The sequence below is a fragment of the Parabacteroides sp. An277 genome (assembly GCF_002159645.1).
Lineage (GTDB): Bacteria > Bacteroidota > Bacteroidia > Bacteroidales > Tannerellaceae > Parabacteroides.
The window spans coordinates 111,535-135,958 of record NZ_NFJB01000001.1; the positions used below are offsets into that span (position 1 = coordinate 111,535).

Here is a 24,424-nt window from a genome sequence, read left to right on the forward strand (position 1 = left end):
GGGGAATCCATTCCTCTGCTTATTTTATGTCCTGACGTGTCGGGGGAAAAATAATACCGCTATCCTTTCGGACAGCGGTATTCAGCGATATAAATAGGATATACATGATGCTTTACGTCTATCAATTGCTGGTAATCACCTGGCCTACGCCGCGATAAAGTTTGATGGGACCATCGAGCAGGACCGCCAGCACAGTGATGTTCTTATCCTGTACCCATTCCGGCACGTCGATGTAGAGGTTGCCAGGGACTTCGCTCCAATAGTTCTTGTTGTGTATTTTGTAGGGGAGCATCGTCCCATTTCCTACGACCCATACGCGGTTCACCTTATTCATCAATCCCTTGATTTCAATCGGTCCATTTGGCTTGTAGGGGAGATAGAGGTATAGGATGTCACCTGCCTTGTTGAGCGTCGTGTATCCTTGGAAATGCTCCGTGGGGATGCCGGCCCGTGTTTCGTACACCGCTTCCTTATGCTTCTTAATCCAGCGGCCGAACTCTTTTAGAATAGCTACTTGCTCGTCAGGGATGGTGCCGTCTTCACGCGGGCCAATGTCGAGCAGGAGATTTCCGCCCATACTCAGACAATCCACGAAAGTACGCAGGAGTATCTGCGGCGTCTTATAGTTGGTATCGGCTTGCTGGTAACCCCACGAGTCGTTCATCGTCATGCACAATTCCCAATATTTGTCTTGGGGCCGCACGACGGGCACGCCCTGTTCCGGTGTGGCATAATCGCCGTAGCCTTGGATACGCGAATTGAGGATGACATCCGGGTTGTCCGAACGCAACAGGTCAACAATCCCCTTCGCGTTCCACGTCTCCGCACTCTGCTCCCAGTCTCCATCGAACCAATAGAGGTCCGGCTTCCACGTTTTGTTTAACTCTGTCAGCTGCCCGAAGTTGAATTTCTGGAACTTGGCCCAACGTGCCGGGTCGTCTTTGTAGCGAACCTCTGTGCGGGTCTTATTCGGATAATCGGGATGAGACCAGTCGAGGAGCGAATAGTAGAAGCCCAGCTTCAATCCTTGGTCGCGCACCTCCTTCACGAACGGAGCAATGAGGTCTTGTTTTGCCGGAGTGGATTTCACCACGCTTAAGTCGCCCACCTTTGTATCCCACAATGCTACGCCATCATGGTGCTTCGTAGTAATGACGGTATATTGCGCACCGCTCTCCTTAATCAAATTCACCCATTGCTTCGGATCATATTTCGAAGCCGTAAAGCCATCGAGCTGTTTCATGTATTCCTCATAAGGCAGGTAGTTGTTGAAGAACGACCAACTCTCCGAAACGCCATTCACTGCATAGATGCCCCAATGGATAAAGATACCCAGCTTCGCCTCCGAGAACCACTCCATGCGTTTTTCATACCCTGCGTCTTTTGTCTGTTCTGCCGTTTCTTGCGCGGACAATTGCCCCCCAGCACCCATCAGTGCCGCCAAGGCTAAAGTAATCAGTTGCTTTTTCATGTGTGTTATGTTTAATTTGTTTAGGGCAAAAATACGGATTTCTACCTATATAACAAGCAAAAATCCCTACTAATCTGCATTTGTTTCCTTTTTTTTGTAATATATGCGCTAAAATTTGGTTTTCTCATCTATTCTACCTACCTTTGAGACGACAATAAATATGTATTAATCCCTAAAATCGTACCGACATGCCACTGAACGTTAAACCGACAGAATTATTTTCTTGGCCAGCTATCTTACAAGAAAATCCATTAACGGAAGACAAGAACGACCGTATTGTAACGTTGCAAAAAAACAATGCGACGAAGACTGTAAACGACCTCGCGTCCGGCATTGCCCGCGAACGCACGGAGTATCGGGAAGAAACTCTAATTAATAATGCTTCGCTGCTCGAGCAGAAGATGGTATCCTTCCTTTTGTCGGGGGAAAGCTTCGCCAGCGAGTTTTTCCGGTATGAACCCGCTATACAGGGTGTTTTCAATTCGAAGGGCGAGCCTATCGACCCTACGAAGGTGAAATTCTCTATTAACGTATCTCCCATCGGCGAGCTACGCAATATCTTAGCCAACCAAATTAAGGTGAATATCATGAAGAGCCAGACGTTGGGAGGCGCCGCTATTACACGTGTCCTCAACCTCTATACAGGGGAAGAGAACGTGGCGAGCCGGACAGATATGGTAGCTATCGAAGGCTCGAAACTCAAGTCCGTCGGTCCGAATGGCGAAAACAAAGGCGGGGAAGTCTCTATCATCAATTCGCTCGACGCGAAGATCGTAATCGAGAAAATAGCCGACAATACCCCTTCCCGCATCACCTTCATGATTCCGAATGACATTACAGAAGGAGAGTACAGGGTGCAGATAGAAACTTACTTTGCCGGTAGCGCCTTACTGAAGGAAGCGAGAGTCATTACAAGCAGTTTTACCATTTATATTTCATAAACTAAGAAGTAAACCGGTTTAAAACAAACAAAAAAACGAATGCGGCGTACAGTATGTCCAAGTGGCACTGTACGCTTTTTTTATGCCCCTCTTTTTTGTGCACGACCTCTGCACCGTACAGTGGAGGACCCCTACACCGCTCGGTGCACGACCTCTACACCATACAGTGGAGAACCCCTGCACCGCTCGGTGCACGACCCCTGCGGCGTACGTCGCACGACCCCTGCGCAAAAAAAGAAGCCCTATTTATAAGGTACGGATGGAATAGTTTCACTACCTTTGTGGAGAATCATAAATATACATAAGATATGAACAAAAAATGGATTAAAGATGCCCTTATCATCAACGAGGGGCGCCACTTTCAAGGCTCAGTCTTGATAGCAGGAGATACCATCGAAGCCGTATATGAGGGCCCTGTGCCGCCTGAAGTCGATATAACACCTTACGAGCAGATAGATGCCCAAGGGAAATGGCTCCTACCGGGCTGCATCGACGACCAGGTGCATTTTCGCGAACCGGGACTCACACACAAGGCAGACATTGGGAGCGAGAGCCGGGCAGCCGTAGCCGGAGGTGTCACCTCGTTTATGGACATGCCCAATACGAAACCGCAGACGACTACCCTCGAAGCCTTGGAGTGGAAATTCAAGCGGGCAGCACAGACCTCCGTGGCCAATTACTCCTTCTTCTTTGGCGGAACCAATGATAATTTCAAAGAGATACAGCAGGTAGACAAAACACGGGTGCCAGGATTGAAACTGTTCTTAGGCTCCTCGACCGGCAACATGCTCGTCAATGACAAAGCCGCCCTGGAGCGTATCTTCTCCGAATGCGGGATGCTCATCGCCATCCATGCCGAGAAGGAGGAAATTATCCAGCGGAACATCGCCCATTATACAGGGCTATATGGCGAGGACCTCGACATCTCGTTCCATAGTCTCATCCGAAGCGAAGAGGCCTGCTATGCCTCCTCCGCCGAGGCCGTCGAACTCGCTACGCGGCTGGGCGCACGACTACACATCCTGCACCTCTCGACAGCCCGCGAGACGACCCTCCTCGATAATACGCTCCCCCTATCCGAAAAGCAAATCACAGGCGAAGTGTGCGTGCATCACCTTTGGTTCCACGATGGGGATTACGCCCAGTTCGGCAATCGCATCAAATGGAATCCCTCTATCAAGACGCTGGCAGACCGCAATGCCCTGCGCCAGGCTGTCAACGAAAACAAAATAGATATCGTCGCGACCGACCACGCCCCACATCTACCCGCCGAGAAGGAGGGAAGCTGCCTGAAGGCGGCATCCGGCGGACCGCTCGTACAGCATTCGCTGGTAGCCATGCTGGAGTTGGCCGGCGAAGGACATTTCACCTACGAAAAGGTAGTCGAGAAGATGGCCCATGCCCCCGCGACGCTGTTCCACATCGACCGGCGAGGCTATATCCGCCCCAGATACTATGCCGATTTAGTGCTGGTAGACCCACAACACGCATGGACCGTATCGCGCGAGAATATCCTCTCGAAGTGCGGATGGTCCCCCTTCGAAGGCTATACCTTCCACCACGCCGTAGACACGACCTTCGTGAACGGGGAAATCGCCTACCAACGGGGCCAAGTGAATGATGCACTCCGCGGGCGGGAGTTGAAGTATCTGAATTAACACAGAAATGGGGCTGTGTCAAAATGCTATCTAAAAAGCTCCCCTGCCCTTAGGGGAGCTGGCTCGCGTAGCGAGACTGAGGGGTTAAATCTCTCATAACAAGAAACAACCCCTCACCCCTGCGGGGAGCTCCCCTAAGGCAGGGGAGCTTTTCAGTTACTTTCAGATAACATTTTCTTATTTATGACACACCCTCATGCGACGAAGCGTTGCCCTTAGGCAAGCGTAGGTTGGTAGAGGAACCGCTTAATACTCCGCTTGGGCGTCTTCTCGAAAGGCTCTTCACGCAACTGGAAGAGGGAGAGTTTGCAATACCGCGGGACGACGCGGTTGACCGCCTTTAGGTATTGACCCATGATTTCCTCCACCTGCTTGTGCGAGAGATGCGCCTCGCGGATATGCTCCCAATCGGGGTAAATCAAAGCCGTCAGCTTCTTCCCGTCCGACACGACCAACGACTCGACGATGAGCGGGAGGTTGTTTAGCTTATTCTCGATTTCCTCCGGGTAAATGTTCTGTCCATTCGGGCCGAGTATCATCGTTTTGTTTCTCCCCCGGATATAGAGATAACCCTCTGCGTCGAGCGTGCCTAAATCGCCGGTGCGCATCCAGCCGTCGGGGAGCATCACTTCGGCCGTAGCCTCCGGGTTCTTGAAGTATCCTAGCATATTGTTCGCACCACGGACGAGTATTTCGCCCACTGTATGTTGCGGGTCGTTCGAGTCGATTTTGATTTCCATGCGATCTACCGCCTTCCCGACGGAGCCAGCCCTCGACTCATTCCAATGTGCGAAGGCGACGAGCGGACCACATTCCGTCATGCCATAGCCCACGGTGAAGCGGAACCCAATACGCCGCAAGAAGCGTTCGATGTCCTTGTTGAGGGCAGCACCTCCCACGATAATCTCCTCGAAATTCCCCCCGAAGCCTTGCGTCAACCCCTCGGCAGCTTTACGGAAGATGAGCTGGTTGATGCCAGGGATCCATAAGAGGAGGCGCGCCAAAGGCTTTAAGAAATGCGGGAATATTTTGTTCTTTACGGCCCTTTCCAAGATAAGCGGTACAGCCAGGATGAGGCGCGGACGATATTGGGCGAAAGCATCCTGGCAGAGTTGCGGTGCTGGGCGGCGCGTGATGAAATGCACATGGCAACCTTTGTTGACCGAGTTCAGTACCTCGAAGGCCAATCCATACATGTGCGCCATGGGCAAGAGACACACGATATTATCACCTGCATGGATAAAGGGTAAATGGTCTGCTGCAAATTGCGTGTTGCTCCATAAGCTTCGGTAGGGGAGCATGACGCCTTTCGAAGAGCTGGTCGTCCCCGATGTGTAGTTGAGTACCGCTAACTTCTCAGGTTCTTCTATGTAATAATGTATATCTTCCGGAGAGAAAGCAGGGTACTTTTGTGTCATAAGTTCAGCTAATTGTGGAGCGGTTGCTTGTGCCTCTTGCGAATGAGATCTGAGGAGTGCCCAATCGTCGAGGCGAACCGTCAAGCGGATAGCCGGAATCATTGCCTCATCCAACCGCTCCCACACGGAAGCTGAGACAAACAATCCTTTCGCTTCGCAGTGCCGAATGATATGGTGGATATTATCCGCCTGAAATTCATGCAAAATCGGTACAGCCACCGCGCCATACGTCATGATACCAAAGAAGCAAATCGCCCAATTGGAAGAGTTTCCGCCTACGATAGCAATCTTGTCTTCCGGACGTATTTCTGCTTTTTCCAGCAAGAGATGAATTTCTTCTATTTTCCGAGCTACCTCTGCATAAGAATAGGTCTTGCCGCCTATGTCTGAGAAGGCGGGCAAGTTCCAATGCGTTTTCACGCTTTTTTCGATGAGTCCTAAAAAACGATTCTCCATAATGCCACCTTTTTAGAGAGTTATCACGCCTACAAATATATTATATTTTTGTTTAATTGTGATAAAAGAAGGTGGCATTATTTTGTTAAATACTCTTTAATCGCATCGATGCCGACAGCAACCTCCGTGTCGGTAGTCCCGTTGGGTGTGATGTCGGTAATGATGTGTGTCTCGTCTGCGGTCGTTTTCGTGGCAACATCCCACATTTTCTTCCACGTCGCAATGCCGTACTTCGCAAAATTCACAATAGGCACGCTCTCCACAATCGTCACAATGTTGGCATCCTCTTTCGCATTCGCATGTTTCGCATGTGCATTCCACACAGCAACAACGTGCTTTCTCATCTTTCGGTTCGCTTTCGTTCGCGGCAAATGCATTGAATGCCCAAAGCGAAGTGCCTACTAAGGCGCTAATCCATAACTTTTTCATCTGTTTTCTCATTTAAATGTCCACATAGGCAAAGGTACGCATTATTTCTCCAATACTTGCCAAAAACGGGCGGGTAAATGGATATTTAACACGGGGATAGCTTTTTCGAAGAGCGGAGCGATATCTTTTGGTTCGAATCCTGCAATGCCACATCCGATTTCCGTCACTAAAAATGTCAATTCCGGGTGCTCAATGGCAAAACGGATGAACTCATCTACATAAGGACGAATTTCTTCCGGTCCGCCATGCATCGTAGGGATTCCATACGTCTGTCCTTGTAATCCAACGCCTTGTCCCCATATAGCACCCCATTTTCGATGTGCAAGCCATGCAGCACCTCCGCCATGAGCCCCTTCCAAATTGCTACCAAATACGAAAATTTCGCCCGGTTTTAATTCCTCAATACGATTGCTCGTTATACGATTTTCTTCCATGTCTTCTATTTTTTATAGTTATCCTTCTTATTATTTATAGTTATAATCTTTGTCGTTTATCGGTATAAAAACGTCCAAATATACGATTTTTATCAAGAAGGAATCCCCTTTTTCTCAGCTATTTTTGCCATTCATCAAGAAAAGGGTGATTCAAGCTATTTTTCTTATCCAAAAGTATTCCAGTAAAGAAAAAGACAGTACTTTTGTGCTGTAAAACATAATTCGAGGACATGATTATGGTGAAAAGATTGTTTAGATTGTACTTCGAAATGCTGGGAGTACGTTTGTAAGCCGAAAGGCAAAGTGTTTAGGTTATGAAATGAGTTGACGAAGAAAAGAAAGTTAGAATAAGGATTGTTTAGGGTTTGTTTGGTTACATGTGTGTTTAGTTTAGGTTTGTTTGGCTGAGATTTTCTTTTCGGAGTCTGGTTTTAATTAAATTAGAGAAGTATGAAAAAGTTGTTTTTGAATTTGATGAGACGCTATTCAGTGTATTTATCGATTATCGGTAAATCTGAATTGATGAAGTGGGGCTACAGTAAGTAACGGATAGCCCCTTTTGAAACGACTTTATTTACGGATGGCTATTTTAGGCCTCCGTAAATTCATGGAGACTCTACAAGTTTGATACCTTAAAGGTATTGAAACTTGTAGTTTTTTTGTTTACAACGGTTTTGTTTGCTGCTTTTAGGTTCTCGGATGTAATATCGAAAGTTATAGATTCTTCTCTTTCAGTGTGAATAAGGCATTGTATTCCAATATGTAAATGCTTGATATGTCCCATAATGAACATAATCATGCCATTTGAGTAGGGTTGTATATGTGATTTAGAGTCCTTATATTTGCATATTGGTATTATATCTTGTGGGATGGTTGTGGGAATCATGTGGGATGATTGTTGGAATCATGGGTGATGATTTCATGAATGATGTACCTTGATTTTTGGTTTTGTAGGGGAATCAATGGGGTTGTTTGTGTAATTCATTGGGATTTAGTGTGTAACTTTATATTATTTGTAGTTATGTTTTATAAGAAACAGAAGCAGGGGGATAAGTGGTTTCCCCGGTCTTTTACGGCAGGTACATTCTGTACGGAGGATGTGGCTAGGCGGTTGTCTCAGATATCGACGGTAAGCAAGGCAGATACGTATGCCGTACTGCTTGCCCTTGGAGATGTATTGGGCGATATGATGGAGACGGGTAATTCAGTAAAGCTTGACGGATTGGGGACATTCTACCTCGTAGGTAAAGCCAATGGGCAGGGAGTAGATACGCCAGAAGAGGTCAGTCCGGAACAATTTAAGAAGGTAACAGTGGCCTTTATCCCGGAGTACCGTAGGTCGCACAACCGGCAAGTGACCAAGAAGACCCTTGTGCCTAAAGACATCGAATGGATAGAGATGGATACGGTGAAGTAGGGACTGAGGAAGAGAGATAGCGTCATCTCGGTAGGGGCATTGTCTGTTGGAAGGTAGTCTACTTATTTACAAAAAGCTGTAAAATGGGTAACTTTATCCGTTATATGGGTATACGGAGTAAGGAACTTAGTGACTACCTTTGTCATTAAATCAGGATAGTATGCAGGGAAACTGTCGATACTATTATCAGATTTAGTGCGGCAAGACTATGCTTTATTAGTAAATAAATCAGGATGATGAATACAGCAAATGAAGTTCCCTCCGTGAAGGAACCAGGGCGGGTTTCGATACTGGATATGCTTTGTGGCATTACCTTGATGGGTATCTGTATGGATAATTTCCAGGAGATGTATGTCCATGCTAACCTTTCTCAGGAGATGAACCAGGGGATACGTACAACCATACAAGATGCTATTACTCAGTGGATGCTATCTATATTTATAGAAGGGAAGTTCTATACGCTATTCTCTCTTCTTTTTGGCATAGGCTTTTGCAGGCTCATCCGTAATATGGAGCAGAGAGGAGCACATCCTTACCCTCGCTTCTACCGACAGATGACGATGCTGCTTTACGTAGGATTTCTCAATCTGTTACTTATCTGGCATGGCGATATCCTAATACTTTATACATTGGCAGGCGGGATGTTCCCACTGTTTCGTAACCTATCAGGTAAATGGCTGCTACGCTGGGCTGGGTTCTTCCTACTACTGCCCCTAATGATAGACTGCACCTGTGAGATTACATATAGATACCCAGCCTATTGGATACCCAATATAGATGGGGAGGGGAGCCTATTCCAGTTTAGGATATATAGGGTTTTCATGTGGATGAGAGAGATAGTGGAGGGGAATCATTTCTGGAGGATATTAGGCTTATTCCTAATAGGCATTTGGATAGAACGTAATAAATTCTACATCCACTTAGAAAAGAGACAGAAGATGCTGACTAAAGTGTTTCGATATAGTTTGGCAGTTGGATTGCCTTATTCCCTCCTTTATGCCTGGAGTGTGCTAGAAAAACAGCCAGTTGGTCTTACTATGCAGAGTGCTTTCTACCTGATGGGAACCTATCTACTTAGTGTAGCCTATGCGGCTGGGGTGACGCTCGTTTACTTGAAAACTAAGGAAGGACGTGGTTGGAAGTGGCTTTCCATGATGGGACGTATGGTCTTGACCAACTATATAGGACAGTCTATTTTAGGTATACTCCTATTTTATACTATAGGTTTAGGTAAAGATATTCCTATAGGACTGCTACAGGTAGAGCTGATGGCATTTATTGTTTACCTTGTTCTGTTAGTCTTGAGTGTAGGCTGAATGTCGAAGTTCACGTATGGTCCTTTGGAAAGGATTTGGGAAATATCCCAGCCAAGAGGAGAGAGCCGATGAGAGAACCTTTGAATTTGTCTATCTCACACCCTTCTTCAAATTCTCTACAAACTCATAGTCTACCTTTGCCGAACAAAAAGGAAATAGACTATGATGCGAATAAAGTTATCTATCTTGCTATCTCTTCTGTGCTTATGCACGTATGGGCAAAAGACAGACAGATCGCTGCCCGATTATGTGGAAGCAGCCAAGCAGTACAGCCCCTTGCTCCACGATTACCGCAACCAACTGCAAATAGAGCAGGCGGAACTCAGGCGGCTAAAGGCGCTGTACACCCGTTCACGGCTGGAGCTGAACGGGGATTACCTGTTCGTACCCGTCCTGACCAAAGACGGGGGACAAACCTCTTTCCGATGGAACGCACAGGATGCCACGGATTATTACGGCTACGACTTGGGCGAGAGCAGCGGGCACCTGCATACCGGAGCCACGTGGACACAGCCGCTCTTGGGACATTCGTCTTACAAAGTGGCACAGGAACAATCCCGCATCAATATGGATATGGTTCGCAACCACATCCGCTTGGAAGAGAACCAACTGGAACGCGCGGTGACGGAACAGTACCGGTTGGACAGCCTGAACACGGCGGCATCGCTGCGTTCTTTCAACTTGCAGTACAAGCCGCGGCTGGACCTGTTTGTGGACGGAGGCATACAGACGGGCAGCTTCTCGCAATGGTACAGGCATTTCGGCTGGAGCGCAGGACTGACATTTACGTGGACGCTCTTCGACGGCAGGCAAAAGCGTTGGAAGGAGCGTCAGGCGGAACTGTAGCAGCAAAGCATACGCATCTACCGGGACCATGCCGAATACCAACGCAGCATGAGGCTCTGCCAATGCCTGTCGGAGTTGGAGAAATATGACCGGAGGGAGAAGGCTCTGACGGAGCAACTCGCCGGATACGAGCGTGTCCTGTCCGATTACGCGCGGGAGGTGGAGGCCGGGCAGGTGTCCGTGTTGGATTACCTGACCGTGCTCCGCAACAAGATACAGACGGAACGGGATGCCCTGCTGATGCGCACGAACCGGCAGCTTGTCATTGCCGCCTACAATTACTGGAACCACTAAACACAACTTGGATATGAAAGCAACTCTTTCGATTCATCAACTCTACGCCAAGCCCATCCTCTTCGTGGGCTTGCTGCCCCTGCTGCTGGTGGTGCTTCCGGCGCTGAGGCGGAGGATTTACCGGTGAATGGTGAGCTTGGTGTTTGCCAAGCTTGCTGATTTTTTATACCTTCGCAAACAAACTCCAAAATTTAGATATGATTACCGAAAAAGATGCTATTGATTTAATCATGCTTGCCGAAGAATTGGAGATAAATGTTTTCATTGACGGCGGCTGGGGTGTAGATGCATTGTTAGGCGAACAAACGAGAGAACATCAAGACATTGATTTGTTTGTGGAAGAAAGGCAGGCAGTGCGTTTCATTCATGCTTTACATCAACAGGGATTCAAGGAACAGACAGAAACATATTCCACTCCGCAGCACATCGTTTTCGCAGATGCGGATGGGCGGACGGTGGACTTGCATTTGTTTACATATACTTCGGAAAGGAAGATTGTTTTTGAAGGAGCAATTTATCCGGCGGACACGTTCAATGGAGAAGGCTGTATCGGCAGAAAGAAAGTGTCGTGTATTCCTCCCCAGGTACAGGTCGCTTTCCACACAGGATATGTTTTTGATGAAAACGATATTAAAGATGTGCTTGCCTTGTGTTATCATTTCCATATTCCTATCCCTGAAGAATACAAGCCTTATGCTAAGTAATCCGTCTCGATAACCGCCATCCCCAGCGGGGACAACACAAATCCTGCCGGAGAAGCACTATTCTCAGCGGGGACAGCATCAATCCTACAGGATAACCGCTTTCCCCTGCGGGGACGATGCCAATCCTGCAGGATAAGCACTTTCCCCGCTGGGAACAGGCAAAATCGGGACGGATTGCCACTTTCCCCGCTGCGAGCTTGGATCGCCGGAAAGATTTAGCTACATTTGTTACAGAAATTCTAAAATATTACGGATATGAAAAAAATTCTCACATTGAACATCAAGCAACTCCGCACCGAAGAATCGTTCGGTTATCTGAAACAAGTTGAAACGGAAACGGCGAACCTGCCGGGCGAGGAACCGGCTGCCGCCCTTACCGCTGCAATAACCACCTTTACAACCAATGTAGACGCTTTCGATGATGCGCTGAAAGCATCTGCCACCAATCCTGCCACCGCCACGGCGACCGTAGCAGACGATGCTCGCGATGCCGCGTGGCGTGGCGCGAATAACTACGCGGCAGCCATGTGCGCCTATCCCGATGCCGACCTCCGTGCCATCGCGGAACAATGCAAGGCGGTGTTCGACAAATACGGCGATCCCACGAAGCTGGCGCAAACCGAGGAAAGCGGCGTGCTGCACAACCTCCTGCAAGACCTTGAGGCATTGCCCATCGCCGAAATCAACTTTTCTGTCTGGGTGGAAGACCTGAAATATAAAGAAGAACAATTCCTTGCCGCAGCCGCCGAGCGCACGGAAGCCGATGCAGCCCGTCAGGTGGGCATCGTGAAGGAGACCCGCACCGCCGCCGAAGCTGCCTACCGCTCGCTGGTTGATACGGTGAACGCCCTGGCAATGATAAACGGTGATGCGGAATACGCTACGTTTATCGACCATGTGAACGCGATGATTGAGCGTCAGAAAGCCATCTCGAAAGCGCGTGCCACTCGTGCGAAGAAGGAGGACGAGAAGCCGGGCGAACTTTGATGACGGACGATAATCTGAAAGTTCTAAAAGCGCCATGAGTCCTAAGTTCAGACAAGAAGAATCGGTAAGCGTGCTGATGATTAATGCGCAGGGCATGATGCTGTCCGTGTTGGGGCAGGATTATTTCGTGTCGTACAACCGGGTGCCGTGGCTGCGCGATGCCCGCGTCAGCAGTGCGCTCAACGTCCGCATGGCAGGCCCGAATGCCATCGAATGGCCGGAACTGGACATCGACCTGGAGATTGAGAGCCTGAAACATCCGGAGCGTTACCCGCTGGTGATGAAGCGGTCGCCGCTGGACATAGTATGAGCCTCATCTTTAGAGGAAGATTCCTTTAGAAACATCAAGAAGCACTGTCGGCATGTCCAGCGGTGCTTCTTCTGCAAAAGAAGCCGTGTGGAAGGCATGGAAAGCGCTTCTTTTCCTCAAGAAGCGGTGTGGAAGGCGTAGACGGTGCTTCTTTTCGTCAAGAAGCGGCGTGGAAGGCGTAGACAGCGGTTCTTGGGCAAAAGCGACGGCGTGGAAGATATTTCCGGCGTTTCTGCTTGATTTTTAACGCCAAAAGCCTATCTTTGCGCTACGTACAACCCAAAACTAACAGATTATGAAAAAGATTAAATCCTTCGGCATCTCTGCCCTCCGAGGAAACGACGCCCGTCGGTCTCACCAACGCCGTCGCCGCCCTCGAAACGGCTTACAACCAGTTCGACATCGCCCTCGAAAGTGCGGCTGCCAACCCCGATGTGGCCACCGCTGCCGCTGCCGACACCGCCCGAGACCAGGCCTGGCGCGGTGTGAACAACTATCTCACCGCCATGTTGGCGCATCCCGACGAGGAGAAACGGACGCTCGCCCGCATGTTCAAGGACGAGTTCGACAAGTACGGCGACCCCACCAACCTGTCGCAGACCGAGGAGAGCGGCGTGCTGCACAATCTCCTGCAAGACACCCGTTCCTATGCCTCGCACCTGACGGAGCCTATCTACCTGGATGCTTGGCTGAACGACCTCAATGCCAAAGAGGAAGCCTTCCTCGAAGCCGTCGCCGCGCGCAACCGCAGCGAAGCCTCCCGCGCCGCCCGCATCGGTCAGGTGAAGGAGACCCGCACCGCCGCCGAGACCGCCTACCGCACGCTGGTGGACACGGTGAACGCCCTCGCCCTGCTGAACGGCGATGCGGATTATGCCGACTTCATCGACCACGTGAACGCGATGATAGACCGACAGAAGCAAGTGATAAAGACGCGGGCGACCAACCATGCGAAGAAGAAGGAGGACGAGAAGCCGGGCGAACTTTCATGACGGACGATGAACTGAAAGTTCTAAAAGCCACAAGGTCTATGAGAAAATGCCGGTCTCTATTTCATGCTCCAGAAAATCATAGACGTAGAGCGGGCTTTGGAAATAAAGCCCCGTGCGGCTGTCGTTCAATTTAGCGAATGTATCCGAAGTGTACAAGGTGTCGAGCGCCGTTTCCATATCCATGTGGCGGCGCTCCATCAACAAAAGTACCAAGTCTTTCGTCAGGCACTCTTTCATATATTCTGTCCCAGTCATAGCTTTCTTAATAATTTGATGGCACGTTCTGTCCCGAAGAAATATTGGAAGGTTATCCCCCGCATGTATTTCAAACGTTCGAGAAACGTGGGTAGGTCGATGTTATGTTCTATATAATTTCGTATTTGCAATCCCACACGGTCATTGGCGATGGGACCATATACAATGTCATAATCGTGTACAGGCGTATTGGGATTAGGATTGTTACGGTTGGCGAATATAAACTCAGCCCATTCTTCATTATATGCCGCAAAGTACTTGGTCCGGAGTGAGGCGGAGGCTTGTTCGTCAAACTCAAAGACATTCACCACCGGTTCCATGTCCAATTGTATGGCTTTATAGGAAGCCATCTCGAATGCCTGCTGCCTGTCTTCCGAAAGGTAGAAGCCTTTGCCGAAGTCCTTGTTAGGCTTCGAACGGGACAAGTCGATTTCCGTTATCTCCATTGTGGAGCCATGGTACAAGAGCTTCATGCGATGGCCCCTCCCTGGCGGCGGCAATAGGCTGTAAGGTCATCCAGCACGTCTTCCATTCGCAGCGTGTGCATAATATTATAATGTAAGTTGATGAGGCTGATGCCTTTAAACCGTCGTAAATAACGGAACGCCTGGCTTTGCGTCAGGTGTTTGGCTTTAGCAAATTCCGAAATAATGGCAACGACGTATTCTACTTTATTGTGAATTTCTTTATCCATGCTACATGCTGATTTCGTGTTCTGTGCACAAAAATACACAAAAGAAATGAAACGGAAACAGTTTTCTAATTGTATTTTAGAAGAGCAGCTTGTGATACCGATGAATTATGGGGTCTCTTCAAAATTCCTACAAAATCCGCTCCTACCTTTGCGCAGATACAATAACTTTGCAACCGACTTAAAAACAGGAAAGCGATTATGTGGAAATACTATGCACTGCTGTCCGCCCTCTTTGCCGCGCTGACCGCCATCTTCGCCAAGGTGGGCGTGAAGGACATTAATTCAGATTTGGCTACGGCTATCCGCACCACCGTCATCCTGCTGCTGACGTGGGGCATCGTGCTCTTCGGACAGCACGTGGGCGAGATAAGGGAGATACCGCGTCATGCCTAGCTCTTCCTCGTGCTGAGCGGCGTGGCGACGGGACTGTCGTGGCTGTTCTATTTCAAGGCACTGCAGACAGGCGACGTGTCGCGCGTGGCGCCGATAGACAAGCTGAGCGTCGTCATCACCATCTGCCTGTCGTTCCTGTTTCTGAAGGAACCGGTCAGCCTGCGGGTGGTGGCGGGCACGCTGCTGATTACGGGCGGAAGCATCATCATGTTAATCAAGTAAGCGCAGGTCAGATGCTGTTGGTTATCTGTTCTTTTACCTTACTCCATGCATTTGTATTGAAGAGACAACAACGGTCCATTGTCTGATACATCTCTTTAAAACGGCTTGCCGGAATCACAAAACTCAGCACATTGCTTTCTACATAAGGGCGCACGGAAGGGTCAAGCAGACCTATAAACGTACGACGGCCGCCTGTTCTGTTTTCTTTTACGGCTTGGGCTACAACTGATGAACAGCCTGAGCCGAAAATGCAGGAGACAGCATCATCGGCGTTATTGTCGAAGAATGCCCAAGTTGCCAGTCCTGACAGCATGTCGGGAGTAGCAAAAAACAAAATCCCTTCCATGGGTTCAAAACTCTCTACGCGGTCAATCCGTATGAAATTAAGATACTTTTTAGCAGCCGGCCGTATATCAAGCCGTTCAATGCACGTTATCACATCTTCCGGAGAAGCCTTGTAGCGTTCTTTATGTGACACAAAGCCGGGCACATGCTCAGGCATCGGCGCAAAGGCGGTATAGAGCTTGCCACCGCCACAACCGATGGTCTCGGCATTCAGGCTAAGCCCTTTCCCTTTTCTCGCGGCATCCATTCCCTTAAAGAGACAACCGTTTATCTTATCTGTATCTGCCACCGGTTCGTTATCATAATAGAACAGAAGCGGAAGTTCCGCCGTTTCACCAAAAGCCTGGCGGTATTTGCTGATGAATGTCTGAGTATCCATATCTTTTTCAGTATAAGTAGTTTTGTGGGTAAATATAGTGAAAAATCCTATCCTTCTTCAATATATCTTCAAATTTCCCTATTACCTTTGCTTCCATGTTTATTCATCAAACGCAATGAAACTGCTGATAATCGAAGACGAAAGGGAGCTGTCGGCCAGCATCGTGACCTATCTCAGTTCCGAAAACTATGTGTGCGAGCAGGCTTTCACCTACGCTGAAGCGCTGGAGAAGGTCGGGCTCTACGACTACGACTGTGTGCTGCTCGACCTGATGCTGCCCGGCGGCAACGGGCTGGACATCCTGCGCGAGATACGGAAGCGGCAGAATCCGGTCGGGGTTATCATCGTATCTGCCAAAGACTCGCTGGACGACAAGGTGCGGGGACTGGAAATCGGGGCGGACGACTACCTTGCCAAGCCTTTCCACCTGCCCGAACTCTCGATGCGTATCTACGCCATCATCCGCCGCCGTGAGTTTGCCGGAGGAAACCTACTGCACAGCAACGGCATCGAAATCAACCTGCCTGCCAAGTTGGTCAGCGTGAAGGGTCGCCCCGTCGTACTGACACGCACGGAATACGAACTGCTGCTCTTCTTCATCGGCAATGCGGGCAAGGTGGTGTCGAAGGCAGCGATGGCAGAGCACCTCAGCGGCGACATGGCGGACATGCTGGATAGCCACGACTTCGTTTATACCCACATCAAGAACCTGAAGGCAAAGCTGGCGGAGGCGGGCGTGAGGGACTGCGTCAAGAATGTGTATGGGACGGGGTATAAATGGATAGAGTTATGAAAAGTCTTTCCCGTAAGATGCTGACGCAGTTTGCTGCTTGCCACGCCGCTGTTTTATTTCCTGACGAAACATTATTATGCCGAAGACATGATAGACATCATCGAGGCGGTGGGACAAGGACAGCCCATCCCCGCGCTCGACTTGGAGGAGGACATCATGCACGGCATCATGATACAGTTCGGTGTCATCACCGTGGTCTTGGCAGTCGCTATTGTGCTGACCGTGCGTTTCATCTCCCGTCGGCTGTGGAAACCTTTCGACGAGATGCTTCTCCGGATAGAAGGCTTCCGGCTGGAGGACGGCAAACTGCCCGCCTTGCCCGAAAGCGATGTAGAAGAGTTTGCCCGGCTGAACCGCACGCTGACGGCCTTGATGGAAGGCAGCCTCGCCAGCTATCGTACGCAGAAAGAGTTCACCGAAAACGCCTCGCACGAGTTGCAGACTCCGCTCGCCGTCTTCCAAAGCAAACTCGACCTCCTGCTTCAGCAGCCCGACCTGACCCGGCAGCAGGCGGAACTGATGCAGATCCTGTACGAGACTTCCAACCGCCTCTCCCGGCTGAACCGTAACCTGCTGTTGCTTGCCAAGATAGACAACCGCCAATACGGACAGATGGAAGACATCAACCTGACCCGTTTTCTCGAGGAGCAGGCTTCCTATCTGCAAAGCATCACGGGCGACATCTTCTTTTATGAAGAGTTTACGAACAGCGGCCTGACCGTCCGTGCCAACCGCACGCTATTAGAAAGCCTCGTGAACAACCTTGTGGTCAACGCCGTCCGATACAACCGCCCGGGAGGTGAAATATACCTTACCGTGTCGGATCGGGAACTTACGGTATCGAACACCTCTGATGAGCCTGCGCTGGATGCCCGGCTGATATTCAACCGCTTCTACCGTCCGTCTGAAAAGGTGAAGGGCAACGGGCTGGGGCTCGCCATCGTCCGTGCCATCTGCGAATATCATGGGTGGAAAGTGGAGTATCAGTATAGAGATAACAGGCACTGTTTCATAGTGAACTTCTGAAAAACAAATTTCAGAAATGAAAGGGAAAAGAAAATTTTCTATCAGAGATAGACTCAAAAGTTTTAGATATGCTGTAAATGGATTAAAACTATTGGTGTTTCGAGAACATAATGCACGAATACATGTACTTGCAACAGTCATAGCTATACTTGGAGGTTTTTTTCTGAAACTTGGTAGTATGGAGTGGATTGTTATATTGATAGTCATCGCCATTGTGTTTATTGCAGAGTTATTCAATACTGCTCTTGAACATTTATGTGACTTTGTTAAGCCAGAATATAATCAAGTAATAAAAGAAGTAAAAGACTTAGCTGCAGGTGCAGTCCTGGTAAGTGCGATGTTGGCTGTGACAATCGGAATTATATTACTATTTGCATAATCATTCCTTAATGAATGGGAGGCATTCTTGTCTCGTAACTTCAAAATATCCCCAAATTCGTAGACTATTTTTGCCTCAGCTTAAACAATGAAAGTTATGGCAAAAAGAATATGGATTATCATAGCCTGTTGCTTATGTCGGCAGTTCTTGTATGGCGTAGATAGCAAGCATAGTGTAGTAGGATTGATCGTCGATGGTATTTCCGGCCAGCCGCTGGAGTTTGCCGATGTCGCTTTCTACCGGGCGGCAGACAGCGTGTTTGTCCGCGGAAACGTCACCGACGCGGACGGCCGATTTGCTTTTGCCGCGGTAGAGGCAGGGACGTATTACGTGGAATACAGCTTTGTAGGATATGAGACGCACCGTTCGCCTTCCTTCAAGGTGGAGGAACAGCGGACGCTGGATGTAGGCACGTTCTACCTACACCCATCTTTAGAAGAGTTGGGCGAGGTGGTGGTCCGGGGCCGCCGCTCCACCTATGAGCAACACATCGACAGACGGGTGTTCAACGTGGGCAGCGATCTGATGAGCACATCCGGCTCGGTCAGCGACCTGATGCGCAACATTCCCTCCGTGCAGGTGGATGTGGAAGGGCACGTCAGCCTGCGGGGCAGCGAGAATGTCAATATCCTGATAGACGGCAAGCCCTCCACGCTGATGAATGCCCGCACCCGTGCCGATGCGCTCCGCCAGATTCCCGCAAGCGAGATAGAGCGGATTGAAGTCATCACCAATCCCTCGGCCGCCTACAAGCCCGACGGGGTGAGCGGCATCATCAACCTCATCCTGAGAAAGGAAAAACAAAAAGGATGGAGCGGAAATGTGTCTGCCAATGTAGGAACGGGAGGCCGGAGGAATGCCACGCTCTCTACTGCCTACAATGCGGGAAACGTCACTTTGTCTGCCAGCTATGGCATACGGCGCGATTTGTACGAACCCCATATCTCGGATAACCGTACGAGGGATGACAGCACGTTGGCCTATACTTCCCAACTGACTACGGGCAGGGCACATCCGGTTTCGCACATCGTCCGTGCCGGGGTGGATTGGAAAATGGACCGCAACGACCGCCTGCAAGTGAACGGGAACTATACCCGTACACACTTCATCCGTACCGAGAATATCTATACCACAGACCTGAACGCCCGGCAGGACATTACCTATCAGGGCGTCCGTTACCGCTACGACAACGAGAATGTGAAAGGTTGGGAAGTTGGTAGCAGTTATACGCACACCTTCGGCAAAGACCACGAGCTGACGGCAGACTACAGCTATTCCTCGCTCGAAGGTTTGGAGGACAACCAATATGCCACGTATTCCACCGACAGCACGACAAAGGACAATACTCAAATCTGGCAGGCGTATTACCAGCATCTGTTTCATCTGATTTATCACCGTCAGTTCAATGAGCACCTGAAGCTGGACATCGGTTATGAACTGGATGCCTTGCAGACCGACCTGAATTTCCACGTACAGAACTTGGAAGGGGATGTCTTCGTACCTGACAGAAACCGCACGAATGACTTCACCAATAACGAAACGAACCACGCCCTGTACGCTACGATGGAATATAAGCAAGGGGCATGGGGCTTGTTGTTCGGTATCAGCCCGGAACTGATGCGGATAAAGTCACATCTTCACAGCCTGGACAGCATCGTAACAAATGATTATTGGATGGTGTACCCGACGCTGCATGTTTCGTATGCCATAGACGAGCAGAACGAACTGCAACTGAATTACAGCCTTCGCGTGAACCGTCCTGAAGCGGACGACCTAAATCCCTTCCCCGAATACCAGAACCCTCTGACACTAAAAGCCGGAAATCCTTACTTGAAGCCGGAAAAGGTACATTCCGTTGAGGCTGGTTACCAATGGCGGAAAGGCGGCACAACGGTGCTTGGGACACTCTATTACCGTTATGTGACCCACAAACTGACAGCCGTGACCCGCTATCTGCCTACGGGTGTGCTGCTCACTACCAAGGAAAATCTGAACAATGGTTCATCGGCCGGCGCGGAATTTATCTTGAACACAGCCGTCGGCAAATGGCTTACGCTCAATATGAACGGTAACTTGTTTTACGACCAGATAGACGCAACCCGCCTTGGATATGGCAGCCGGAAAGATGCTGTGGCATGGAGTGCCTCGCTGAATGCTGATTTCACACCTTTCAAAAATGCCTTGATTCAACTGAACAGCCGTTATCTGTCTCCTTCGCTGTTGGCGCAAGGCAAGCGCGAAGGCACATTCACTACGGACATTGGTGCCAAATATGAGATACCTCGCCTGCACCTTTCGTTTACAGCAACGCTGTCGGATGTATTCAATACGTTCAAGAAAGTATATACCATAGACACTCCTCAACTTCAGCAACGCTTGGAGCAAAAAATGAATACACGTGTATTCTATATTGGAATCGCATGGAATTTTAATACCTTAAAGCAAAAGTGAAATGAAAGGATTGAACATATTGGTTTTGTCGTGCCTTTTATGCTTGTTTCTATCTGTGAGAGCACAAACAGACACCCTTCATCTTTGGCAGAGGGACGGGAAGTTCATCGACCGGTTGGCCGATTCGCGAGCCTTCCGTACGACCTACGTCGGCTTGCCCTGGTGGCAGGAGGACTCCTTATTAAAAGCGAGGATGACCATTTCCGCCATCTCCGCAACGATTACCTTCCTCATTTCAACCGTCACGCGGACGATTACCTGCAATACCTTCCGGCTGCCGTCATGCTGGGGATGAAGCTGGGCGGCGTGGAAGGACGAAGCTCGTGGGGGCGAATGCTGGCATCGGATGCTTTCTCGGCCCTGCTGATGGGAAGCGTGGTCTATTCCCTGAAACAGTCCACCCACGTGATGCGTCCCGATGGCTCCAACGACCATTCCTTTCCTTTGGGACATACCGCCACAGCCTTTATGACCGCCACCATGCTGACCAAGGAATACGGGCACAAAAGCCCGTGGATAGGTATTGGTGCCTATTCTGTAGCCACTGCCACGGGACTGATGCGTATGGCGAACAACAAACATTGGCTGAGTGATGTGCTGACGGGAGCAGGCATCGGCATCCTTTCTACGGAGCTGGGCTATTGCCTGGCAGACCTTATCTTTAAGGAGAAGGGCATCCGCAGCTTTACGGATAATGAAGCGTTCGACCGTTGGGACAAGCCGTCTTTCTTCGGCCTCTACATCGGGATGAACATTCCTCTGAGCGGATATGACATCGACGAGCAACACGAGTTCAGTACCTCCTCCGGCAGTACGGCAGGTGTGGAGGGGGCGTGGTTCTTCAGTCCTTACATCGGGCTGGGCGGACGCTTTACCGTGTCCAATACAGCCATCATTGTCAACGGGACGGAGGCTGAGGCGAATACCTTCGATGCCGTTTCCTTGAGCGGCGGCTGCTATTTCTCCTATCCCCTGTCTTCGCGTTTCCTGGTAGGAAGCAAGCTGTTGGGCGGGTTCGTCCATTATCCCAAGCTACAGTTTCATGACATCACCGTCCCGCAGCGCAACGGTTTCAGCTTTGGCAGTGGTCTGTCCCTGACCTTTCGGGCTACGGGGCATTACGGAATGAAGCTGTTTCTGGATTACAACCTGATGCCGTCGCACAGCAGGAGACATGCCGAATGGATGAATACACTTGTGGCAGGTTCTTCGTTTCAGATTTTGTTCTGATTTGATTTGCCGGAGCTTTCCAAGGGGTTTGCAATGCTCCTGCAAACGTGCGCGGAGTTTTCCAAGGGGTTTGCAACGCTCCTGCAAACGTGTGCGGAGCTTTCCAAGGGGTTTGCAACGCTCCTGCAAACGTGCGCGGAGCTTTCCAAGGGGTTTGCAATGCTCCTGCAAACGTGCGCGGAGTTTTCCAAGGGGTTTGCAATGCTCCTGCAATATGTGCGGAGCTTTCCAAGGGGTTTGCAACGCTCCTGCAAACGTGCGCGGAGTTTTCCAAGGGGTTTAGCAAGCCCCCTGCAAACTCCGCAAAATTTGTTATTGTATATTTAATTCAATTCCCGTATCGGGTCATCATACATGATTTGCAAACTATCCAGTTCGTGATGCATTTGTTTCTTTACCTCTGCATAGGCAGGGTCAGAATAAACATTATGAAGTTCATGTGGATCTTCTTTTAAATCATACAACTCCCATTCATCGATATCGTTATAGAAATGGATGAGCTTATAGCGGTCGTTACGGACGCCATAATGCCGTTTTACCATGTGTTCTGCAGGATATTCGTAGAAATGATAATATAAGGAAGTACGCCAATCCGCCGGATTTTCGCCTTTCAGGAGGGGCAGGAGAGATACGCCCTGGATGTCTTCCGGAATAGGCGCGCCTGCCAATTCGAGGAAAGTGGGGGCATAGTCGATGTTTTGCACCATCTGGTCGATAGTACCTTTTTTACCGCCAGGCAATCGCATGAGGAGCGGCGTATGGAAACTCTCTTCGTACATGAAACGTTTGTCAAACCACCCATGTTCACCCATATAGAAACCTTGGTCGGATGTGTATATAACGAGTGTATTCTCGGCCAAACCTGCTTTGTCGAGGTAATCCAACACACGACCTACGTTATCGTCGAGCGACTTCAACGTTTTCAAATAGTCACGCATGTAGCGTTGGAATTTCCATTCGTAAAGGGCTTTGCCTGTCAGGTGCTGCTTCTTGAAGTCCTCGATGATAGGATTATAGAATGCATCCCAGGCAGCCCGCTGTTCAGCATCCATGCGGTTCAACATGCCTTCGTAGCCTTGGGCTAATCCTTTGTTACCTTCCGCGCCCGTCATTTTCAAGTCGTAGACCAAATCCATATCTTTCAGGATACTCATCTCTTGGGCTGCAGCAGCAGGTCGACCTTCATAATCATCGTAGAAGGTATCAGGTAAGGGGAACGTCTTATCTTCATAGAGCCGTAGATTGCAGGTATCAGCCATCCAGTTGCGATGTTGTGCTTTATGATGGATAAGAAGGCAGAACGGTTTGTTTTTATCGCGTTGGTTCTCCATCCATTCAATACTCTTGTCTGTAATAATGTTTGTCAGATACCCATGTACCTGTACGGTATCATTCTCCTGCGTAATGAAGTCAGGATTGTAATAACTACCTTGTCCTGGCAGGATTTCCCAATGGTCGAAACCGGTAGGAAGGGTTTCAAGATGCCATTTGCCAATGAGGGCAGTTTCGTATCCAGCTTGTTGAAGGAGCTTAGGGAAGGTCTGTTGTGTGCCATCAAATTTGCAATGGGTGTTGTCATAAAAACCGTTCTTGTGGCTATGTTTGCCTGTAATCATACAAGCCCGGCTGGGACCACTCAGGGAATTGGCTACGAAACTATTCGTGAACAATACGCCCTCTTGCGCGATGCGGTCGAGATTGGGCGTATGCGCATAACGCTGGTCGTAGCAACTCATCATTTGGGCGGTGTGGTCGTCCGTCATGATGTAAACGATGTTAAACGGCTTTTGCTGTTCTTGTTTCTGCTGCTTGGGTTGGCAAGCCGTAAAGATAGCTCCACCTGCCAAAGGGAGAGCTGCGGCGGTAAGTAAATGTACCTTTTTCATGGGTTGTATCTATTTAAAATGTAAATTTCTTAACGGTAAAAAGATAGGTCAACTTCGCGCTGATGACTTGCGACGCCGACCGTGAGAAAGGGTTTTCCCTCCGGCTATTGAAGATGTCTCCCAAGGCATAATAATATCGCCCTTCGAGGAGGAAAGAACCAATGCCTGTACGTACTTCCAGTCCTGGTCCACCACATAATCCCCAATCGAACCGTTTTTGCACAGGAATATCGTGCTGTTCGTTATGGCGGTTGGGTGCATCATCCGGACCGAGGTTACTATGTGTACTTTCATTTAGGGCATATCCTATTTTGGGGCCGAGGTTAAAGAAAAAACGTACACGGTCGCTTCCAAAATAGATATGCGTCATAAAAGGCAACTCTATATAATTAATGGTACGGCTATATTCGAATTGAGGCTGTTCCTCGAATTTCTCCTTCCACCCCTGCTGTACATAGTTTAATTCCGCTTGCAGGCCGAGGTTTTTTTCGGTAATCCAACGAGCTATGACTCCTCCTGTATAGCCTTGTTTCATACCTTTCGATACGCTGGGTGAGAAAGAAACGCTCGAAAAGGTCATACCGAACGAACCACCTACCGCAACCTCTTGTGTGAAGTTTTTTTTCTGCCCCCACGCATTCGCCACGCACGTCAAGCTACACAATCCCAACAGTACTATCTGTATGTTTCGTTTCATC

At 49.4% G+C, this 24,424-nt stretch carries 25 protein-coding genes and 1 pseudogene; 16 read left to right on the forward strand and 10 right to left on the reverse strand.

What is annotated here, in order from left to right:
• Positions 1-121: 121 nt before the first annotated feature.
• Entirely contained in the window at positions 122-1,471 is a 1,350-nt protein-coding gene (locus tag B5F77_RS00450; RefSeq protein ID WP_087326088.1) for an alpha-L-fucosidase, read from the reverse strand.
• Positions 1,472-1,659: 188 nt separating this feature from the next.
• Between B5F77_RS00450 and B5F77_RS00455 the strand changes: the two genes are divergently transcribed.
• Both B5F77_RS00455 and B5F77_RS00460 read left to right on the forward strand, forming a co-directional pair.
• A complete protein-coding gene (locus tag B5F77_RS00455; protein WP_087326090.1) occupies positions 1,660-2,412 on the forward strand; it encodes a DNA-binding domain-containing protein in 753 nt (250 codons plus the stop codon).
• Positions 2,413-2,720: 308 nt separating this feature from the next.
• On the forward strand, positions 2,721-4,070 hold the full coding sequence (locus tag B5F77_RS00460) for a dihydroorotase (RefSeq protein ID WP_087326093.1): 1,350 nt from the start codon (positions 2,721-2,723) through the stop codon (positions 4,068-4,070).
• Between the two features lie 215 nt (positions 4,071-4,285).
• Here B5F77_RS00460 and B5F77_RS00465 read toward each other — a convergent pair whose 3' ends face one another.
• From B5F77_RS00465 to B5F77_RS00475, 3 genes are all read right to left on the reverse strand, one after another.
• On the reverse strand, positions 4,286-5,944 hold the full coding sequence (locus B5F77_RS00465) for an AMP-binding protein (RefSeq protein ID WP_087326095.1): 1,659 nt from the start codon (positions 5,942-5,944) through the stop codon (positions 4,286-4,288).
• A gap of 77 nt (positions 5,945-6,021) precedes the next feature.
• The gene (locus B5F77_RS00470) at positions 6,022-6,288 is read right to left on the reverse strand and encodes a hypothetical protein (protein ID WP_140392779.1); all 267 of its coding nucleotides are present in this window, start codon (positions 6,286-6,288) and stop codon (positions 6,022-6,024) included.
• A 126-nt stretch (positions 6,289-6,414) separates the two neighbouring features.
• Positions 6,415-6,807: a hypothetical protein gene (locus B5F77_RS00475; RefSeq protein WP_087326098.1), complete on the reverse strand. Its 393-nt coding sequence runs from the start codon at positions 6,805-6,807 to the stop codon at positions 6,415-6,417.
• A gap of 1,021 nt (positions 6,808-7,828) precedes the next feature.
• Between B5F77_RS00475 and B5F77_RS00480 the strand changes: the two genes are divergently transcribed.
• The 8 genes from B5F77_RS00480 (at position 7,829) to B5F77_RS00515 (ending at position 13,673) form a co-directional block, all read left to right on the forward strand.
• Positions 7,829-8,224: an HU family DNA-binding protein gene (locus tag B5F77_RS00480; RefSeq protein WP_239445677.1), complete on the forward strand. Its 396-nt coding sequence runs from the start codon at positions 7,829-7,831 to the stop codon at positions 8,222-8,224.
• A gap of 233 nt (positions 8,225-8,457) precedes the next feature.
• Positions 8,458-9,540, forward strand: coding sequence for a DUF418 domain-containing protein (locus B5F77_RS00485; RefSeq protein ID WP_087326100.1), 1,083 nt, complete (start codon positions 8,458-8,460; stop codon positions 9,538-9,540).
• A 162-nt stretch (positions 9,541-9,702) separates the two neighbouring features.
• A complete protein-coding gene (locus B5F77_RS00490; protein ID WP_239445679.1) occupies positions 9,703-10,386 on the forward strand; it encodes a TolC family protein in 684 nt (227 codons plus the stop codon).
• Positions 10,387-10,434: 48 nt separating this feature from the next.
• The gene (locus B5F77_RS15930; protein ID WP_239445680.1) at positions 10,435-10,680 is read left to right on the forward strand and encodes a hypothetical protein; all 246 of its coding nucleotides are present in this window, start codon (positions 10,435-10,437) and stop codon (positions 10,678-10,680) included.
• Positions 10,681-10,877: 197 nt separating this feature from the next.
• A complete protein-coding gene (locus B5F77_RS00495) occupies positions 10,878-11,384 on the forward strand; it encodes an aminoglycoside nucleotidyltransferase (protein WP_087326274.1) in 507 nt (168 codons plus the stop codon).
• A 255-nt stretch (positions 11,385-11,639) separates the two neighbouring features.
• Positions 11,640-12,371, forward strand: a complete 732-nt coding sequence (locus B5F77_RS00500; RefSeq protein WP_087326102.1) for a DUF6261 family protein — start codon at positions 11,640-11,642, stop codon at positions 12,369-12,371.
• A gap of 76 nt (positions 12,372-12,447) precedes the next feature.
• Positions 12,448-12,681, forward strand: a complete 234-nt coding sequence (locus B5F77_RS00505) for a DUF2442 domain-containing protein (RefSeq protein WP_087326276.1) — start codon at positions 12,448-12,450, stop codon at positions 12,679-12,681.
• A 434-nt stretch (positions 12,682-13,115) separates the two neighbouring features.
• Entirely contained in the window at positions 13,116-13,673 is a 558-nt protein-coding gene (locus tag B5F77_RS00515) for a DUF6261 family protein (protein WP_087326106.1), read from the forward strand.
• A 36-nt stretch (positions 13,674-13,709) separates the two neighbouring features.
• Here the strand turns inward: B5F77_RS00515 and B5F77_RS00520 are convergent, their stop codons facing one another.
• The 3 genes from B5F77_RS00520 to B5F77_RS00530 are packed head-to-tail and all read right to left on the reverse strand — an operon-like array spanning position 13,710 to position 14,622.
• Positions 13,710-13,928 (reverse strand): hypothetical protein, encoded by a 219-nt coding sequence (locus B5F77_RS00520; protein ID WP_087326107.1) that lies wholly within the window; start codon positions 13,926-13,928, stop codon positions 13,710-13,712.
• On the reverse strand, positions 13,925-14,401 hold the full coding sequence (locus tag B5F77_RS00525) for a DUF3990 domain-containing protein (RefSeq protein WP_087326109.1): 477 nt from the start codon (positions 14,399-14,401) through the stop codon (positions 13,925-13,927). Before B5F77_RS00525 ends, B5F77_RS00520 begins: the two co-directional genes overlap by 4 nt.
• A complete protein-coding gene (locus tag B5F77_RS00530; RefSeq protein ID WP_087326111.1) occupies positions 14,398-14,622 on the reverse strand; it encodes a DUF3791 domain-containing protein in 225 nt (74 codons plus the stop codon). The genes B5F77_RS00525 and B5F77_RS00530 overlap by 4 nt, the downstream gene beginning before the upstream one ends.
• 198 nt (positions 14,623-14,820) lie before the next feature.
• On the opposite strand from B5F77_RS00530, the pseudogene B5F77_RS00535 reads away from it, so the two are divergent.
• Positions 14,821-15,237: pseudogene (locus B5F77_RS00535) on the forward strand (EamA family transporter).
• A 7-nt stretch (positions 15,238-15,244) separates the two neighbouring features.
• Here the strand turns inward: B5F77_RS00535 and B5F77_RS00540 are convergent.
• Positions 15,245-15,961 (reverse strand): DUF169 domain-containing protein, encoded by a 717-nt coding sequence (locus B5F77_RS00540; RefSeq protein WP_087326113.1) that lies wholly within the window; start codon positions 15,959-15,961, stop codon positions 15,245-15,247.
• A 115-nt stretch (positions 15,962-16,076) separates the two neighbouring features.
• On the opposite strand from B5F77_RS00540, the gene B5F77_RS00545 reads away from it, so the two are divergent.
• From B5F77_RS00545 to B5F77_RS00565, 5 genes are all read left to right on the forward strand, one after another.
• Entirely contained in the window at positions 16,077-16,754 is a 678-nt protein-coding gene (locus tag B5F77_RS00545) for a response regulator transcription factor (RefSeq protein WP_087326115.1), read from the forward strand.
• 87 nt (positions 16,755-16,841) lie between these two features.
• Complete coding sequence (locus B5F77_RS00550) at positions 16,842-17,780, forward strand: HAMP domain-containing sensor histidine kinase (RefSeq protein ID WP_239445684.1); 939 nt, start codon at positions 16,842-16,844, stop codon at positions 17,778-17,780.
• A gap of 16 nt (positions 17,781-17,796) precedes the next feature.
• On the forward strand, positions 17,797-18,159 hold the full coding sequence (locus B5F77_RS00555) for a diacylglycerol kinase family protein (RefSeq protein WP_087326117.1): 363 nt from the start codon (positions 17,797-17,799) through the stop codon (positions 18,157-18,159).
• A 96-nt stretch (positions 18,160-18,255) separates the two neighbouring features.
• Entirely contained in the window at positions 18,256-20,610 is a 2,355-nt protein-coding gene (locus tag B5F77_RS00560; RefSeq protein WP_162607928.1) for an outer membrane beta-barrel family protein, read from the forward strand.
• An 84-nt stretch (positions 20,611-20,694) separates the two neighbouring features.
• On the forward strand, positions 20,695-21,840 hold the full coding sequence (locus B5F77_RS00565) for a phosphatase PAP2 family protein (protein WP_239445687.1): 1,146 nt from the start codon (positions 20,695-20,697) through the stop codon (positions 21,838-21,840).
• 323 nt (positions 21,841-22,163) lie between these two features.
• On the opposite strand, the gene B5F77_RS00575 is transcribed toward B5F77_RS00565, so the two are convergent.
• Both B5F77_RS00575 and B5F77_RS00580 read right to left on the reverse strand, forming a co-directional pair.
• Positions 22,164-23,726, reverse strand: coding sequence for a sulfatase (locus B5F77_RS00575; RefSeq protein WP_087326124.1), 1,563 nt, complete (start codon positions 23,724-23,726; stop codon positions 22,164-22,166).
• A 13-nt stretch (positions 23,727-23,739) separates the two neighbouring features.
• Entirely contained in the window at positions 23,740-24,423 is a 684-nt protein-coding gene (locus tag B5F77_RS00580) for a porin family protein (RefSeq protein ID WP_087326278.1), read from the reverse strand.
• Between the last annotated feature and the right edge of the window lies 1 nt (position 24,424).

Coding starts and splice junctions, on each gene's coding strand:
- B5F77_RS00450 (WP_087326088.1), bottom strand. CDS start 1,471: ATGAAAAAGCAACTGATTACTTTAGCCTTGGCGGCACTGATGGGTGCT.
- B5F77_RS00455 (WP_087326090.1), top strand. CDS start 1,660: ATGCCACTGAACGTTAAACCGACAGAATTATTTTCTTGGCCAGCTATC.
- B5F77_RS00460 (WP_087326093.1), top strand. CDS start 2,721: ATGAACAAAAAATGGATTAAAGATGCCCTTATCATCAACGAGGGGCGC.
- B5F77_RS00465 (WP_087326095.1), bottom strand. CDS start 5,944: ATGGAGAATCGTTTTTTAGGACTCATCGAAAAAAGCGTGAAAACGCAT.
- B5F77_RS00470 (WP_140392779.1), bottom strand. CDS start 6,288: ATGAGAAAGCACGTTGTTGCTGTGTGGAATGCACATGCGAAACATGCG.
- B5F77_RS00475 (WP_087326098.1), bottom strand. CDS start 6,807: ATGGAAGAAAATCGTATAACGAGCAATCGTATTGAGGAATTAAAACCG.
- B5F77_RS00480 (WP_239445677.1), top strand. CDS start 7,829: ATGTTTTATAAGAAACAGAAGCAGGGGGATAAGTGGTTTCCCCGGTCT.
- B5F77_RS00485 (WP_087326100.1), top strand. CDS start 8,458: ATGATGAATACAGCAAATGAAGTTCCCTCCGTGAAGGAACCAGGGCGG.
- B5F77_RS00490 (WP_239445679.1), top strand. CDS start 9,703: ATGATGCGAATAAAGTTATCTATCTTGCTATCTCTTCTGTGCTTATGC.
- B5F77_RS15930 (WP_239445680.1), top strand. CDS start 10,435: ATGAGGCTCTGCCAATGCCTGTCGGAGTTGGAGAAATATGACCGGAGG.
- B5F77_RS00495 (WP_087326274.1), top strand. CDS start 10,878: ATGATTACCGAAAAAGATGCTATTGATTTAATCATGCTTGCCGAAGAA.
- B5F77_RS00500 (WP_087326102.1), top strand. CDS start 11,640: ATGAAAAAAATTCTCACATTGAACATCAAGCAACTCCGCACCGAAGAA.
- B5F77_RS00505 (WP_087326276.1), top strand. CDS start 12,448: ATGATTAATGCGCAGGGCATGATGCTGTCCGTGTTGGGGCAGGATTAT.
- B5F77_RS00520 (WP_087326107.1), bottom strand. CDS start 13,928: ATGACTGGGACAGAATATATGAAAGAGTGCCTGACGAAAGACTTGGTA.
- B5F77_RS00525 (WP_087326109.1), bottom strand. CDS start 14,401: ATGAAGCTCTTGTACCATGGCTCCACAATGGAGATAACGGAAATCGAC.
- B5F77_RS00530 (WP_087326111.1), bottom strand. CDS start 14,622: ATGGATAAAGAAATTCACAATAAAGTAGAATACGTCGTTGCCATTATT.
- B5F77_RS00540 (WP_087326113.1), bottom strand. CDS start 15,961: ATGGATACTCAGACATTCATCAGCAAATACCGCCAGGCTTTTGGTGAA.
- B5F77_RS00545 (WP_087326115.1), top strand. CDS start 16,077: ATGAAACTGCTGATAATCGAAGACGAAAGGGAGCTGTCGGCCAGCATC.
- B5F77_RS00550 (WP_239445684.1), top strand. CDS start 16,842: ATGATAGACATCATCGAGGCGGTGGGACAAGGACAGCCCATCCCCGCG.
- B5F77_RS00555 (WP_087326117.1), top strand. CDS start 17,797: ATGAAAGGGAAAAGAAAATTTTCTATCAGAGATAGACTCAAAAGTTTT.
- B5F77_RS00560 (WP_162607928.1), top strand. CDS start 18,256: ATGGCAAAAAGAATATGGATTATCATAGCCTGTTGCTTATGTCGGCAG.
- B5F77_RS00575 (WP_087326124.1), bottom strand. CDS start 23,726: ATGAAAAAGGTACATTTACTTACCGCCGCAGCTCTCCCTTTGGCAGGT.
- B5F77_RS00580 (WP_087326278.1), bottom strand. CDS start 24,423: ATGAAACGAAACATACAGATAGTACTGTTGGGATTGTGTAGCTTGACG.